This window comes from Acinetobacter sp. FB, assembly GCF_056033405.1.
Window position 1 is genome coordinate 1545085 of the sequence record NZ_CM148502.1, and the last position, 14799, is coordinate 1559883.

Genomic DNA, 14799 nt, shown 5'->3' on the forward strand with positions numbered 1-14799 from the left:
GTTAACTGTTTAAATGGTAGATGAACGCTTATAACTATAAATAGTATTTTTTTAGAACAAAATAAATTATGCTCTAGAATCTTAATTTTAAATAAAAATAGGTAATTACATGGGGAAAATTGTTGCAGGGGTTCTTGGTTTAACATTGGGTATAGTAACTATAAATGCGTGGAGTGATACACCACTACAAATTAATTATGGTACACCACAAGCACTAGGTGAGCAGACTTTGCAAGCAACTGCTCCAGTTAATCAAGATGAAAACAGTAATGGTCTTCAAACTTCTATTTTTGCAGAATATTATGGCTCAAAAATTGGATCTAATGATTTAGGTGGTGATCAAAAGCTTAATGGAATCGGTGCAGGCTTAACGGTTACAGCTCTAAATTCATTGAGTACTAGTGTTGGTTTAAACTTTCAGAGAAATTCGAATTGGAAAAATACTGAAATTAACGTTAAAGGTGGCTACAAATTTTACAATTTTGATAATACCTACGCAAATGCCAATATTGGTGTTGGTTATGCTTGGGTAAAAGCAGATGACTATGATGTTAAGCTACGTTACGTCACATTACCTGTTGAGTTAGAGGTTGGACACTATTTTCAGAAAGACCTCGCTGTTTATGCAGGGTTGGGCTATAAGTGGTTGTATATAGAAAATCTTAAGGATGTTTGTACTAGTTATTTTTGTAGTACAGCAGCTTCTGATGTATTAGATCTGGATGGTATTACTTATCGAGTTGGACTTAAATACGATTTCTAGAAATCTTAAAAAAGCTCATCAATAGATGAGCTTTTTTAATTTATACTTTTAAATAATATTAAAGTTTAGTTAAAGTAAATAATAAATTATTTTAAAATTTTAAACTTACTTTGTGCAATTTAATTTTTTTGGGTATGATATTAAAAATAAAATTATTATATGAATAATAACGTATATGATAGAGAAAATTTCTGAAACTGATAAATCTATTGTTTTGCGGGGTAAAATTTCATTATCATTAATTTTTAATGATATGAGTGACTTGACTAAATATGGAAATGAAAAACAGAGATTTTGGTTGAAATTCTATTCGATTGAAGCTTCTGAGGAAGGTATTGTTTTAGATGTATTTTTAAGTTTGGATGATTGTGTAAAACAGGACTTTAAGCTCGAAAACTATGTCGATTCAATTGCATTATTTGGAGTTAAAAAAATTGTAAAGGAACATGGTGTTGGAATAGATCATTCAATTGATGTTAGTAAATTTATATATAATAAAATTAATCTAAAGAATATAAAACATTTGAATAATTTCTTTTTTAATATTAGTATCTCGAATCGTAAAGTGCTAAATACCAATAATAAGATAACAATAGAGAAAATTTCTATTCTAAAAGAAATCATTATCTAAATGAATAATTTCATCGTTATCGTTTTTTATAAATAATCATAAAGGAATGAGAATAAATGACATATATCCGAAAAAGTGTTTGGGCAAATGGTGGGGATTTAGATGATCCAATATTATTTTGGTATGCTAAAGCGGTCAGTGCTTTAAAGGCTAAAGCATTGGATGATCCTACTAGTTGGCGTTTTTTCGCTGCTATACATGGTTTTGATGCTGAATTATGGGAGAGTTTTGGTTATTACGATCCAACAGTTGATCAACTACCAACAGCTCAAGTACAAGCAACATATTGGCGACAATGCCAACATGGAACATGGTTTTTTGTACCTTGGCATCGTGGTTATCTAGTTGCTATAGAATCTATACTCAGAGCCGAAATTATCGCGCAAGGCGGTCCACAAGACTGGGCATTACCATTTTGGGATTACAGCGATACAACTAATCCAAATGCAGCCTATATGCCACCTGCCTTTGAACGAACACATTTACCAGATGGTAGTGTTAATCCATTATATGTAGCTCAACGTTATGGTACTTATCATCCATTACCAGCTCAAGATATAACACTGACTGCCTTAGAAGATTTGGAGTTTACGACACCACATAATTTTAAAGCATTTGGTGGGCCAGTAACTTCCTTTTCGCACTCAAATCGTATATTTGGTGACTTAGAAAGTAAGCCACATAATTTGGTACATGATGATATTGGTGGTGATAATGGTATTATGAGTGACCCTGATTCTGCAGGATTAGACCCAATATTTTATTTGCACCACGCCAATATCGACCGTTTATGGAGCGTCTGGTTGGAACTTGGTAATGGGCGATCAAACCCTATTGATCCGCAATGGTTACAAGGTCCTATTGGCAGTCGACAATTTATTATGCCTTTGGCTTCGGGTGATTCATGGCAATATACACCTCAAGCTGTGCAAGATAATTCCGATATCAATGTAAATGGTACGCAATTGGGCTATGAATACACGCCAGGCTCTGGTGTAAATTCAACTCAAGAAATGTTATCTACCAGCGAAAATCGAGCGAAAACATTTGGTTTAGAATCTTTTAAGAACTCAATTGATTTACAGCCAGTTGCTTCTGAACTTATAGGTGCAACAACAAAAAAATTGCAGATTGATGGCCTAACCAATGTCACTATTCCTTTAGATCACAAAATGAAAAATACTTTGCAAAAAAGTTTTATGGTATTGGATGAATCATCTCAAAGTAATGTTGCTGAACCAGATCGAGTATTTCTAAAACTTGAAAATGTTAAAGCAAATCGTGAAGGGATTATTCTCGATATTTATACGACTTTGACAGAGGATAACGACCAAAACAAAACCAGCTTGGTTGAATCCATTGGTTTATTTGGTATTCGTAAAGCGTCGAGTAGCAAAGAAGAACATGGAGGAGCAGGGCTAAATATTATCGTTGATATTACTGATTATTTTGATCAACTTCATTTGAATAAACAGATAGCGGGTACCAATGCTTTCCCTATTTCATTTGTACCACGTCAACCTTTAGCTGCTGATGCAGATTTAAGTATTGGGCAAATTAGCGTGTATCGAGAAGGCTTGTAAGGATTTAAGCATTATGAAACTACAGGCATATTTTTCAATAGTTAAACGTCCGCCTTTTTCAATACTATTGGGTGTTGGGTTATTTGTGTGGTTATTTTTGTTGCTGCAACCTTTCTTTATGACCCAATTCAATATGCCTGTAGAAGGACATCTCCATCATCATGCTCATGTCCAGCAAAATAATAGTTTATGGTCTGTTATTGTGCAGGCCATAAACATACATTGGTTTTTAATGCTTATTGCAATGATGTTTCCTTTGCTTTCCGATTCAGTTTTATTCATTTGGAGAAAAAATTTTCCAAGAAAAAGATATCTTGGTTTAATTTCATTCTTTCTTGGTTATATACTTTTTTGGACTTTAACAGGCATAGGGCTTTTGTTCGTCACAGAGATTCTGAATAATTTTTTTAATCATTCTAAAGAACTGATCTTGGGATCTATTTTCATAGCTGTATTATTTTGGCAAGCAACACCATGGAAACAATTCAGTCTGAATAGATGCCATATTCCACCGATCATCAATCCATTTGGTTTTCAATCCATGATTGACTGTTTTAACTATGGTTTAAAAAAGGCATTTTATTGCGTTGGGATGTGTTGGCCATTGATGTGGATTTCACTATTTACCATGCAACAGACTATGTATTTTATGCCACTGTTTACCTTTACTATGTACTTTGAACAGAGTTTGCCTTGGAGACCAGAACAATGGCGAATTCCTTATCTTGGTTTATTGCAAAAATTTTTTAGACACTCAACTGATAAGAATAAAACTGCATTATCTACACATTTTAAGGTTTCATAGAAAATTTTGGGAAGTTAGGTTTAAAGGTTTTTCTATTTGAATACTTTAAGGCTTTAGTATTGAAAAAGTAAAGCCTTAAAGCTTAGTTCACATTAGGTTTGAACATCTTTAACAGACAAATAGGTTTTAAAATCATATCCTGATGGTGCTTGATAAATTCTCAAACCAAATTCAGGAATAATTGCAATCAAATGATCGAAAATATCAGATTGAATCGCTTCGTAAGATGCCCATGCTGTCGTATTTGTAAATGCATAAATTTCTAAAGGTAGACCTTCACTAGTGGGTTGTAGTTGACGAACTAAAATAGTTTGATTCTGCGCAATACCTTGATGTTGGCGTAAATAGAACTCTACATAAGCACGGAATGTTCCCACATTGGTTAAACGACGTTGGTTGTATTCTGATTGATTGCTTAGATGATCATTAAACTTATTAATTTCATCTTGTTTTGCATCAAGATAATGGTCTAAAAGTAAAAAATCTTTTAATTTTCGCTGTTCACTATCAGTCATAAAGTGAACACTACTTTGATCAAGAAATATCGAACGTTTAATACGACGGCAGCCAGAATTACTCATACCACGCCAGTTTCTAAATGTATCGGTGACAAGTTTGTTGGTCGGAATGGTGGTCAGTGTTTTATCGAAATTTTGTACAGTCACTGTATGCAGAGACATATCAATCACGTCGCCATCAGCATTTAAAGAGGGCATCTCAATCCAGTCTCCAATACGAACCATATCATAAGAGGCAATTTGTACACTTGCGACTAAAGACAAGATCGTATTTTGGAAGACCAACATGAGAACTGCTGCCATTGCACCGAAGCCTGCAAGTAAAGTAAACACATCTTTTTTAAGAAAAGTACCTAAAATCATAAGACCACAGACAACGAACAAAATCAGTTTGATCAACTGTAAATAACCTTTGATTGGTTTATTTCTCGATTTTGGATTGCGTTGATACACTAAGTTAAAAATATTCAGTGCTTCACTAATTGATAAAGCAAGCGTGAGAAAAATAAATGCTTGTGCTCCCATTTGTATTAATGTAATCACTTTTAATGGAAGATGGGGAACTGCACTGATTCCATTCATGATCACTATAGCAGGAACGATATTTGCAAATCGACGTGTAACGCTGTGTTGGGCAAAAATTGATTGGTGGGGTGACTTAAGTTTAGTAATGATATGGCGAATACCACGTACAATAATTCTTTTGGCAATAAAATTTGCTAAAGCCGCCAGAAAAATCAAAATTGCGAATGAAATGAGCATTTCTAACCAAGGGTATTGGCTTAATTCACTTCTAATTTCGCTAATAAAACTTAAATAATTCAAATCAAAACACCTTACAATTTCTACTTTGTTAATTGTAAGGTGTTAAAAGATCTTATGATAAGTTGATCACATTTTGAATACGATCTGTAAGGTTGTATTACATTAATGAGGTGTGATTTACCACATTAAATCATCTGGAATGACATAAGCGGCGTATGGATCTTCTTCATTAGTTGCTTGATCATTTTTCTCAGTATTATTGTTAACTAGAATAAATCCTTGCATTTTTTGATCAATTTTTTCTGCAAGAGCTTTGGGGAGATAAGCATATTTATCTTGATCTTTAGCAATAACTAAAGAACCCGTCACTAACGCATTATAAACTTGTTGTGAAAGATAAACCTTTTTAATTTTCCCCTCATCAATGAATTGATAGGTAACATCGCCCTCTGTTTGCAAAATTTTATGTTGCTTGATCATTTGAATAATTGAAGCTTTAAGCGCCTTTTCTTCTAAAACCTTTTGTTTTTCTAAATTCAGTGCTTGGTCTTTGGCTAATTTCTCTTGATTCACTCGATCGATTTCAGCTTTTAATGAGGCATCATCATGTTGTCCAGTGCGTTGTTCATGTTGCACCTGTTTGGTTAATTTTTTGGCTTTTTTATTGTCGACCAAACCCGCTTTGAGTAACTGAGCTTGTAATGCATTTTTAACCATAATTCAATCCGAATTCGAGTTTGATGAAGAGCGAAAGTAAATTACCCAGTAAGCTATACTCATGATCAGACTTAAACTTGCTGGTATTAGAAAAGTTTGTAATTTTAAATAAGGATAAAGCAAACTCGCAATAAGCCCACCTGTAAAAAATCCTAGAAAGATGAGCAAGTGTAAAAAAATACGCCTATTTTCAATTTTTAGACCACGAACTTTATAACCTAAGGTTAAACCAATATCCGTTAAAACACCTGATAAATGTGTTGTACGGATAATTGCACCTTTATAATGACTGACCATCGCATTTTGTACGCCCATGGCGACACATGCCCACAACAAACCATAGCGCGGGAAGTAAGGTAACAAAAGCCAAGTTAAAAATAGAAATGCAGCAACTAAACTAAGTGGGAAACCGTAATGATGACCAAAAGAGACATTGCTATCCCCAAGAATGAGACCGCTGTAAAACGATCCAATCACGAAGCATAAAACTACTAAACTGAGATAAATAAAATGCTCTGGTTGCCATTCTAGCAAACTCATTGCCAGCATGCTGACGTTGCCAGTCATGTGTGAAACAGATTGATGTAGAACAGTAAATAGCCCCAATACGTTAACCATACCAGCATTTAGTGCGAGTAAAAAAGCACCAAGTTGAATCCAGTTTGGTAAACGCTGTAAGGGCATAACAATCTACTAGTTTTTTCGGTTTCGGAAATCTACAGCAGCAGTAAATAAAACGTCAGTTGACGAATTCAGCGCAGTTTCTGTCGAATCCTGTAATACACTGATAATCATACCAATCGCAACTACTTGCATTGCAATTTCAGATGATATACCAAATAAACTACAAGCAACAGGGATAAGCAGTAATGACCCACCTGCAACACCTGATGCACCGCATGCTGAAACGGTTGCAACGACTGAAAGGATAATCATTGTGCTTAGATCAACATGAATACCTAATGTATGAACAGTAGCAAGCGTTAATACGGTAATTGTAACCGCTGCACCCGCCATATTGACTGTTGCTCCAAGTGGAATAGATACACTTGCAGTTGCTTCATTTACACCTAAGCGTTGCGCTAAATCTAGATTCACAGGAATATTGGCAGCAGAACTACGTGTGAAAAATGCCGTAATTCCACTTTCTTTTAAACATTTGAACACTAATGGGTAAGGGTTTGCTCGCATCGTCAATGCGACTAGGATTGGATTAATTACTAATGCAACAAAAAGCATTGTTCCAATTAGTACAATTAACAAATGTGCATAGCTAGATAAAGTTGCAAAGCCTGCATCTGCAAATGTGACTGCGACTAAGCCAAAAATTCCCACAGGGGCAAAACCAATCACTGTGTGAATAATTTGATTTACAGCATCAGCTACATCAGTAAGCACTTGTTTCGTAGTCTCAGAACTATGACGTAATGCTAAACCTAAGCCGATTGCCCAGGCCAAAATACCAATAAAGTTGGCTTCACTAATCGCTTGTACAGGATTGGCAATAAAGCTTAATAATAAGTTCTTTAAAATTTCAGCCAAACTACCAGGTGCTTGTAGAGCTGGTTGAGTTGATAAATTAAGGAAGAGCTGACTTGGAAAAGCAATACTTGCTGCCACAGCACTAAATGCTGCGAGCAGCATTCCAACCACATACAAAATCATAACAGGCTTTAAGTTTGAGTTTTGCCCAACTTTGAAATTAGCTATCGAAGCAAGCACTAGAACAAAAACAAGAATCGGGGCAACCGACTTTAATGCTTTAATAAACAATTCACCTAATAAACTCAAATAAGGTGTAAAGTTGGGAAAAAGCACAGCTACGCCAATCCCTAAAAAAATAGCAATAATAATTTTGCCGACCAAACTCAAGCGAGACAATACATTAAACATATAAAAGCCTTATAAACCTATATGTGGTTTAAGGTTAAACAAGCGCCGTATTCTATACCTAAGCACTGTATTTTTTTAAATTTTTTTGATGAACGAATTACTTTAAAAATACCATAAAAATTAAAATAATGTTTTTAAAAGTATTTTATTTAAATATACAGAATCTTTTTGTGTAAAAAAAGATCTTATCTTTATAGTTTTACTAAAAACTATAAGTGAAAAGGCAGAATTCTTCTATCTACTGTTTAAAATTTAGATTGATAACTTATTGATAATTCTAGAAACAATAAATCATTTTATCTCGAAAACTATTGTACAAATGAGTGGTTCTTAAAGAATTTCGTCTTATCCATATAATTATTGCATTAAGCAAATAGTGATTAATACAAATAGAGAAGGGACCTATTAGTCCCTTCTTTCTCTTACTTAAAGAAATATCCAGTCTCAGGCGAGCTGGCATTTGCCATACGTTTACGAGGCATACGACCTGCTAAGAATGCTTCACGACCCGCTTCAACCGCTTTTTTCATGGCAGAAGCCATCAAAATTGGATTTTGTGCCGCTGCAATTGCCGTATTCATTAATACGCCGTCACAACCAAGTTCCATTGCAATCGCCGCATCGCTCGCAGTACCCACACCAGCATCCACTAAAACAGGGACTTTGGCATTTTCTTTGATAATGGAAATGGTATGTGGATTTAAAATACCAAGGCCAGAGCCAATCAAACTACCCAAAGGCATGATTGCAACACAACCCATGCTTTCAAGTTCTTGGGCAACAATTGGGTCATCCGAGGTATAGACCATGATTTCAAAGCCATCATCAATCAAGGTCTGCGCAGCTTTCAGTGTTGCAGTCACATTTGGGTATAAAGTTTTTTCATCACCAAGTACTTCTAACTTCACCAAATTGTGACCATCAAGCAGTTCACGTGCCAGCATACAGGTACGAATCGCACTATCTGCATCAAAACAACCTGCCGTATTCGGCAGAATCGTGTATTTTTCTGGTGGAATCACTGAAAGCAAATTCGGCTGATCGGCATGTTGACCAATGTTTACACGACGAATTGCAACGGTGACAATTTCAGCGCCACTGGCTTGAATGGCTAAATCAGTTTCATTGAGATCTTTATATTTACCAGTTCCGACCAATAAACGAGATTGGAAAGTACGTGAACCAACAATTAAAGGGGAATCTTGCATGGGCTTACTCCATTTTTAGCCGATTAGCCGCCACCAACAGCTTGAATAATTTCAATACGATCTTCAGGAGCAATTGTCGTTTGCTCAAGTCTACTTTTCGGAATAATCTGTTGGTTCTTCTCTACAGCAAAGCGTTTGCCTTCTAAGGCTAAATTCTGAATCAATTGCTGTAGGTTTTCACAAGACGTATCTATTGACTCGCCATTTAAATAGATGTGCATGATCAATCCTTATTTCGCATGCTTGATTGCTTGCCATGCGAGTAATAGCCAGCCCGCTATCATAAACGCACCGCCAATCGGTGTAATCGCACCTAAAATGCGCGGTAGGCCGAGCGCCATAATGTACAACGAACCGCAGAAAAAGATGATACCAATTTGCATCAAAATAAAAGGAATTTTTATTGGGAATGTTGCTGTGGTTTTATGCAGGACGCCTAAGATAAGCAATCCAATCGCATGATAGAAAAAGTATTGAGTGGCTGTACCCCACCAAGTAAGTTGTTCTGGGGTTGCAAAAGATTTGAGTCCATGAGCACCAAAAGCACCCAACATAACTGCAAGCGCTAGGTTAAGCGCCGAGATAGCTATCCACATAATGATAATGGAACTAGAAATTTGATGAACAAAGTTAACATATTCGGGTGCTTAAACAAAGCCAGATAAAACAAAAGGGCATTAAAGCCCTTGTGTTTGATTCGATTTTAGCTTGCAGACATGGCGGTTTTGATTTTTTCCATTGCATTCTTTTCAAGCTGTCGAATACGTTCTGCTGAAACGTTATATTCTGCGGCCAATTCATGCAAAGTCGATTTATCATCATCTAACCAGCGGCGTTGCAAGATATTACGAGATCGATCATCAAGCTGTTCCATTGCCTCGTGTAAGGCAGAACTACTTTGCTCTTCATAATCTTCTTCTTCAATCAGCCGAGCTGGGTCGTAGCGATTATCTTCAAGATAAAGTGCAGGAGCTGTATGTGGGGTATCGTCATCATCATCACCTTGAGCTTCAAATGCAGCATCATAAGCGGTTAGGCGACCTTCCATTTCGAGTACTTGCTCTGGTGTGACATTCAAATCATTAGCAATTGATTTCGCTTCTTCTAATGTGAGTCGTTTGCTTGATTTTTTAAGACTACGTAAGTTAAAGAATAATTTACGTTGTGCTTTTGTCGTTGCGATTTTGACAATACGCCAGTTACGAATCACATATTCATGTATTTCGGCTTTAATCCAATGCACTGCAAAAGAAACTAAGCGAACACCCATATTGGGATCGAAGCGTTTGACCGCTTTCATTAATCCAAGGTTACCTTCTTGAATAAGATCGCCTTGTGGCAATCCATAACCCGCATAGCTACGTGCTATATGTACGACAAAGCGTAGGTGTGACATTACCAATAGTTTGGCAGCATCAAGATCTTGGTCATAATAATAACGTTCAGCAAGTTCTTTTTCTTGGTCGGCCGTTAGAATTGGAATTTGATTGACAGTACTGATATATGCACCAAGATTTACACCTGGCGCAGACAATGACAGGGGCATCAATTGATTGCTGCTGTCAGTAGTCATGGAGTCTCCTTATAGGATGGTATTTAAGTCAACGATTTCATCTTAATGCGAATGTTCTTCATCACTAAGGAAATTTGAGTATAAAAATGTAAAGTTATCTAGTTTATCTTTAGCTAGAGTTTATCAAAGAATTACATAGATTCAATTAAATAGTGAAACTCATTCTCTGAAATTTTTTGTGTCTGGCATTGAAGTTGCTGGATTTGGCAATATCGTGTTACATCAATTTCACTATGAGGATCGGATGATTTCAATAAATACTGTTTAGATCCTTCAGCTTTTTTTAAAGCACGTTTCAACATCAATAGTGGCATTGGACAAGGTTGCCCAAGTGCATCAATCACTTCAGGAGAGGTGGATATTTGGGTCATAAAGTTTTAACAAATTGAGTTCGATATGATTTTAACAAATTTATATGGTAATTACTGAGGATTTACTATGAATTACTCGGGAAGTTATATTAATTCGGTTTTTCTCTTTTGAGCTTTTAATCTTAAAAATAGTTTTGAATGTTTATTAAACCTAATAACTAACTCAATAGCGTTGAATGCAAATTAATCGCTTTGATTTTCTTTTCTGATTAATTTTATCTAAAATTGTTTCTCGCTTTATGGCAATAAAGCAGTGCATTTTTACACTAAAAAAAGCACTTAAAAACTGCTAAATTATTGAAAAAAACAGATAGAAACATTGGAAATAACTCAAAATAAATCTATTAATTATCATGAACCCATGTTAAGCTCGATGCGTTTTAGGATGTATGCTATACGATAAGATCGTTAAAAAAACCTATAACAAATGGATGTAACCGGAAATTGTTGATAGTTTTACAGAATGATTACAAGCTTTGAAATTATAAAAATTTTAAAACCTTGTTGGCTCTGCTGTTTGCAACACCGGAAGGTCCTTATCTTTCAATATCTGAGGATTGACTTATGACAGCTCGTGAACAAGGCGTAGTAAAGTGGTTTAATGACACTAAAGGCTTTGGTTTTATTCAACGTAATGGCGGTGATGACGTATTTGTTCATTTCCGCGCAATTATGGGTGACGGTCACCGTTCTTTACGTGACGGCCAACGCGTTGAATTCAGCGTAGTTCAAGGACAAAAAGGTTTCCAAGCTGAAAACGTTCAGCCTTTAGACTAATTTGTTGCTTTAACGCAATATAAAAACGCCCCAATGTTATTTGGGGCGTTTTTGTTTATAATGGCCACTTTCTTTTGATCATTGATGGTTCGAGAGCATATATGACATCTGGTTTTGAAACCTTAAATTTACATCCGCAGTTGAAGAAAGCAATTGATGCTTTGGGTTTTACACAAATGACCCCAATTCAACAAAAGGTTTTGAAATATACATTAGCAGGGCATGATGCCATTGGTCGAGCGCAAACTGGTACAGGTAAAACAGCAGCCTTTTTGATTAGTGTGATCAATGATCTATTAAATAATCCGCTACAAGAACAACGTTTTCGTGGCGAACCACGTGCATTGATTCTGGCTCCTACACGTGAGTTAGCACTACAGATTGAGAGTGATGCACAAGCTTTAACAAAATTCTCAAACTTACATCTTGTCACACTACTTGGTGGTGTAGATTTTGATAAGCAAAAGAAAATGTTGGATAGTAATTTTGTTGATATTATCGTTGCAACGCCCGGTCGTTTAATTGATTTTGTTGAGCAAAAAGAAGTTTGGTTGGATAAGATTGAATTCCTTGTAATTGATGAAGCCGATCGTTTATTAGATATGGGTTTTATTCCATCGGTAAAACGGATTGTGCGTTATTCACCCTTCAAAGAACAACGTCAAACTTTAATGTTTTCTGCAACTTTTAGCTATGATGTACTTAATCTTGCTCGTCAATGGCTATTTGAACCTGTAACGGTTGAGATTGAGCCTGAGCAAAAAACCAATAATGATGTGGAGCAGCGCGTTTATGTGGTTGCGAAACAAGATAAGTATAAATTATTGCAAGAAATTTTGCGTGATGAACCAATTGATAAAGTTATGATTTTCGCAAATCGTCGAGATCAGGTTCGTCGTTTATATGATCACTTAAAGCGTGATGGTTATAAAGTCGGTATGTTATCTGGTGAAATCGCTCAGGATAAACGCCTGAAGATGCTCGACCAGTTCAAACAAGGTAAGCATAATATTATGATCGCAACAGACGTTGCTGGTCGTGGCATTCATGTTGATGGCGTATCGCACGTGGTGAATTTTACTTTGCCAGAGCAGTCTGATGATTATGTACATCGCATTGGTCGTACAGGTCGTGCTGGTGCTCAAGGTGTTAGTATCAGTTTCTTATCAGAAGATGATGCTTTCTATTTACCAGAAATTGAAAAAGCAATTGGTAAAAAGTTGCCTTTAACGCGTTTAGATGGGTATTGTTAAACCTAAACAAGATCTTCTGATATTTAGATAACATTTAAAAAGACTAAATTATTTCTTAATTTAGTCTTTTTTTATTTTAAAAGGCTTTCATTTGCTAAATTACACAAAAGATTCATGATTTTTTCGGAAATCCAGTGATTAGTTGCTGAATTGAAGTAAATCAACATGTAGAATATGGCGCATTACCTGGGAGGATATTATGGCACTCATCTCAATGCGCCAGCTCTTGGATCACGCTGCAGAACATAACTACGGCGTACCAGCGTTTAACGTAAACAATTTAGAACAAATGCGTGCAATTATGCTCGCTGCTGATGCAACGAATTCACCTGTTATTGTGCAAGCTTCGGCAGGTGCACGTAAATATGCAGGTGCACCTTTCTTACGTCATTTGATTTTGGCAGCTATTGAAGAATGGCCACATATTCCTGTGGTAATGCACCAAGATCACGGGACGAGTCCTGATGTTTGTCAACGTTCTATTCAATTGGGCTTTAGCTCAGTGATGATGGATGGTTCATTGGGTGCTGATGGTAAGACTCCAACATCATATGACTATAATGTTGATGTTACTCGCCGTGTTGTCGCAATGGCGCATGCGTGTGGTGTTTCGGTTGAAGGTGAGATTGGTTGCTTAGGTAGCCTAGAAACTGGTATGGCTGGTGAAGAAGATGGTGTTGGTGCTGAAGGTGTGCTGGATCATTCTCAATTACTCACTTCTGTTGAAGAAGCAACTCAATTTGTCGCTGATACGAATGTAGATGCTTTGGCAATTGCTGTTGGTACTTCACATGGTGCGTACAAGTTTACTCGTCCACCTACAGGCGATATCTTGGCAATTGATCGCATTAAAGAAATTCATGCTGCGTTACCAAATACGCATCTTGTAATGCATGGTTCAAGCTCTGTACCACAAGAGTGGTTGGCTGTGATTAACCAGTATGGTGGTGATATTAAGGAAACTTACGGTGTTCCTGTTGAGCAGCTGGTGGAAGCAATCAAACATGGCGTACGTAAGATTAATATTGATACCGATTTGCGTTTAGCATCTACAGGTGCGATGCGTCGTATGATGGCTGAAAAACCAAGCGAATTTGACCCGCGTAAATTCTTTGGTGAAACAGTTGAAGCGATGAAGCAAATCTGTGTAGATCGTTATAATTCATTTGGTACATCAGGTAATGCAGATAAGATCCGCCCAATTTCTTTAGAGAAAATGGTTGATCGTTACAAATAGTTTATTTGTGATGAATAAAAAACAGCATCTTTTGGTGCTGTTTTTTATTTCTTAGTGTGGAAAATAAAATATGTTGTAGTGTGCTAATATATTAACTGAATAATTTTTATAAATTAGATGTTTACCAGTTTTGTATTGTGTAGGCCATAAATTATATATGATACGAGATAATAGAGTATTGAATTATGTTTAAATCACTTTTAGCTCAAAAATTGACTGAATATAATGAGAAAGTAAAACGAATAGAGCATAATGAAATTATATCAAAACTTTAAAGTATTGACGAAGAAGAATTATTTTGGTGTGAAGATAAAGACAATGAAAGTTTAGCGGAAAGAATATTAGCAGCGAATAATGTGATGTTTCAAATCCCATCAGATAGGGGTGCTTATATTGTAGGTGGTGTCAATGAAATACATAAATATTTGGATATAAATGAAAAAGAATCAGTAAGTGTTTCGCTTAGACTTCCTAGTTATATTTTTACATCATGGTTTTCTATTGCAAGTATTTTAGACTTTTATAATTTTATATATAAATTTCTAGAGCATGAGAGTATTATTATTTTTGTTCTAAAATTACCTTCAGGACATTATGTTTTTGCAAACCCAGAATCGGAATTGATAATCTATACTGATAATAATTCTAGTGGTGGGTAGTTTATGTCACTTTCTGTTTTTTTTGTGACATGTACTTTATTGTATT

General features: G+C 35.8%; 17 protein-coding genes. 8 read left to right on the plus strand and 9 right to left on the minus strand.

From position 1 onward, the window contains the following. Positions 1-109 precede the first annotated feature (109 nt). From AC0JIQ_RS07090 to AC0JIQ_RS07105, 4 genes are all read left to right on the plus strand, one after another. Positions 110-763 (plus strand): hypothetical protein, encoded by a 654-nt coding sequence (locus AC0JIQ_RS07090; protein ID WP_250749636.1) that lies wholly within the window; start codon positions 110-112, stop codon positions 761-763. Positions 764-938: 175 nt separating this feature from the next. Then, on the plus strand, positions 939-1394 hold the full coding sequence (locus tag AC0JIQ_RS07095) for a DUF7868 domain-containing protein (RefSeq protein ID WP_474203100.1): 456 nt from the start codon (positions 939-941) through the stop codon (positions 1392-1394). 56 nt (positions 1395-1450) lie between these two features. Further along, positions 1451-2977 carry a tyrosinase family protein gene (locus AC0JIQ_RS07100; protein WP_474203101.1) on the plus strand — a complete coding sequence of 509 codons (1527 nt, stop codon included), beginning with the start codon at positions 1451-1453 and terminating at the stop codon, positions 2975-2977. 13 nt (positions 2978-2990) lie between these two features. After that, a complete protein-coding gene (locus AC0JIQ_RS07105; RefSeq protein WP_474203102.1) occupies positions 2991-3782 on the plus strand; it encodes a copper chaperone in 792 nt (263 codons plus the stop codon). Between the two features lie 92 nt (positions 3783-3874). Here the strand turns inward: AC0JIQ_RS07105 and AC0JIQ_RS07110 are convergent, their stop codons facing one another. The 9 genes from AC0JIQ_RS07110 to AC0JIQ_RS07150 all read right to left on the minus strand — a co-directional run bounded on the left by AC0JIQ_RS07110 (position 3875) and on the right by AC0JIQ_RS07150 (position 10827). After that, complete coding sequence (locus AC0JIQ_RS07110; RefSeq protein WP_346509301.1) at positions 3875-5125, minus strand: mechanosensitive ion channel family protein; 1251 nt, start codon at positions 5123-5125, stop codon at positions 3875-3877. Between the two features lie 117 nt (positions 5126-5242). After that, positions 5243-5782 (minus strand): DUF2058 domain-containing protein, encoded by a 540-nt coding sequence (locus AC0JIQ_RS07115; RefSeq protein WP_474203103.1) that lies wholly within the window; start codon positions 5780-5782, stop codon positions 5243-5245. Positions 5783-5785: 3 nt separating this feature from the next. Beyond that, positions 5786-6466: a YoaK family protein gene (locus AC0JIQ_RS07120; RefSeq protein WP_474203104.1), complete on the minus strand. Its 681-nt coding sequence runs from the start codon at positions 6464-6466 to the stop codon at positions 5786-5788. Between the two features lie 9 nt (positions 6467-6475). Further along, positions 6476-7675, minus strand: a complete 1200-nt coding sequence (gene sstT, locus AC0JIQ_RS07125) for a serine/threonine transporter SstT (protein ID WP_474203105.1) — start codon at positions 7673-7675, stop codon at positions 6476-6478. A 422-nt stretch (positions 7676-8097) separates the two neighbouring features. Further along, positions 8098-8883: a thiazole synthase gene (locus AC0JIQ_RS07130; protein ID WP_004653899.1), complete on the minus strand. Its 786-nt coding sequence runs from the start codon at positions 8881-8883 to the stop codon at positions 8098-8100. A 23-nt stretch (positions 8884-8906) separates the two neighbouring features. Continuing rightward, positions 8907-9104 (minus strand): sulfur carrier protein ThiS, encoded by a 198-nt coding sequence (gene thiS, locus AC0JIQ_RS07135; RefSeq protein ID WP_005159852.1) that lies wholly within the window; start codon positions 9102-9104, stop codon positions 8907-8909. Positions 9105-9113: 9 nt separating this feature from the next. After that, a complete protein-coding gene (locus AC0JIQ_RS07140) occupies positions 9114-9479 on the minus strand; it encodes a DUF423 domain-containing protein (RefSeq protein ID WP_474203106.1) in 366 nt (121 codons plus the stop codon). 107 nt (positions 9480-9586) lie between these two features. Continuing rightward, positions 9587-10456 carry an RNA polymerase sigma factor RpoH gene (rpoH, locus tag AC0JIQ_RS07145; protein ID WP_474203107.1) on the minus strand — a complete coding sequence of 290 codons (870 nt, stop codon included), beginning with the start codon at positions 10454-10456 and terminating at the stop codon, positions 9587-9589. A gap of 131 nt (positions 10457-10587) precedes the next feature. After that, positions 10588-10827, minus strand: a complete 240-nt coding sequence (locus tag AC0JIQ_RS07150) for a sulfurtransferase TusA family protein (protein WP_004662415.1) — start codon at positions 10825-10827, stop codon at positions 10588-10590. Between the two features lie 564 nt (positions 10828-11391). On the opposite strand from AC0JIQ_RS07150, the gene AC0JIQ_RS07155 reads away from it, so the two are divergent. From AC0JIQ_RS07155 to AC0JIQ_RS07170, 4 genes are all read left to right on the plus strand, one after another. Further along, the gene (locus tag AC0JIQ_RS07155; protein WP_004653893.1) at positions 11392-11604 is read left to right on the plus strand and encodes a cold-shock protein; all 213 of its coding nucleotides are present in this window, start codon (positions 11392-11394) and stop codon (positions 11602-11604) included. A gap of 101 nt (positions 11605-11705) precedes the next feature. Beyond that, positions 11706-12857 carry an ATP-dependent RNA helicase RhlB gene (rhlB, locus tag AC0JIQ_RS07160; protein WP_004662412.1) on the plus strand — a complete coding sequence of 384 codons (1152 nt, stop codon included), beginning with the start codon at positions 11706-11708 and terminating at the stop codon, positions 12855-12857. A gap of 199 nt (positions 12858-13056) precedes the next feature. Then, positions 13057-14094, plus strand: a complete 1038-nt coding sequence (gene fba, locus AC0JIQ_RS07165; protein WP_004662410.1) for a class II fructose-bisphosphate aldolase — start codon at positions 13057-13059, stop codon at positions 14092-14094. 359 nt (positions 14095-14453) lie between these two features. Further along, positions 14454-14753 carry a hypothetical protein gene (locus AC0JIQ_RS07170; RefSeq protein ID WP_474203108.1) on the plus strand — a complete coding sequence of 100 codons (300 nt, stop codon included), beginning with the start codon at positions 14454-14456 and terminating at the stop codon, positions 14751-14753. Positions 14754-14799: the final 46 nt, after the last annotated feature.

What these genes read in the sequence shown, in the direction of transcription:
- AC0JIQ_RS07090 (WP_250749636.1), top strand. Translation starts at nt 110, where the DNA reads ATGGGGAAAATTGTTGCAGGGGTTCTTGGTTTAACATTGGGTATAGTA.
- AC0JIQ_RS07095 (WP_474203100.1), top strand. Translation starts at nt 939, where the DNA reads ATGATAGAGAAAATTTCTGAAACTGATAAATCTATTGTTTTGCGGGGT.
- AC0JIQ_RS07100 (WP_474203101.1), top strand. Translation starts at nt 1,451, where the DNA reads ATGACATATATCCGAAAAAGTGTTTGGGCAAATGGTGGGGATTTAGAT.
- AC0JIQ_RS07105 (WP_474203102.1), top strand. Translation starts at nt 2,991, where the DNA reads ATGAAACTACAGGCATATTTTTCAATAGTTAAACGTCCGCCTTTTTCA.
- AC0JIQ_RS07115 (WP_474203103.1), bottom strand. Translation starts at nt 5,782, where the DNA reads ATGGTTAAAAATGCATTACAAGCTCAGTTACTCAAAGCGGGTTTGGTC.
- AC0JIQ_RS07120 (WP_474203104.1), bottom strand. Translation starts at nt 6,466, where the DNA reads ATGCCCTTACAGCGTTTACCAAACTGGATTCAACTTGGTGCTTTTTTA.
- sstT (WP_474203105.1), bottom strand. Translation starts at nt 7,675, where the DNA reads ATGTTTAATGTATTGTCTCGCTTGAGTTTGGTCGGCAAAATTATTATT.
- AC0JIQ_RS07130 (WP_004653899.1), bottom strand. Translation starts at nt 8,883, where the DNA reads ATGCAAGATTCCCCTTTAATTGTTGGTTCACGTACTTTCCAATCTCGT.
- thiS (WP_005159852.1), bottom strand. Translation starts at nt 9,104, where the DNA reads ATGCACATCTATTTAAATGGCGAGTCAATAGATACGTCTTGTGAAAAC.
- AC0JIQ_RS07140 (WP_474203106.1), bottom strand. Translation starts at nt 9,479, where the DNA reads ATGTGGATAGCTATCTCGGCGCTTAACCTAGCGCTTGCAGTTATGTTG.
- rpoH (WP_474203107.1), bottom strand. Translation starts at nt 10,456, where the DNA reads ATGACTACTGACAGCAGCAATCAATTGATGCCCCTGTCATTGTCTGCG.
- AC0JIQ_RS07150 (WP_004662415.1), bottom strand. Translation starts at nt 10,827, where the DNA reads ATGACCCAAATATCCACCTCTCCTGAAGTGATTGATGCACTTGGGCAA.
- AC0JIQ_RS07155 (WP_004653893.1), top strand. Translation starts at nt 11,392, where the DNA reads ATGACAGCTCGTGAACAAGGCGTAGTAAAGTGGTTTAATGACACTAAA.
- rhlB (WP_004662412.1), top strand. Translation starts at nt 11,706, where the DNA reads ATGACATCTGGTTTTGAAACCTTAAATTTACATCCGCAGTTGAAGAAA.
- fba (WP_004662410.1), top strand. Translation starts at nt 13,057, where the DNA reads ATGGCACTCATCTCAATGCGCCAGCTCTTGGATCACGCTGCAGAACAT.
- AC0JIQ_RS07170 (WP_474203108.1), top strand. Translation starts at nt 14,454, where the DNA reads ATGTTTCAAATCCCATCAGATAGGGGTGCTTATATTGTAGGTGGTGTC.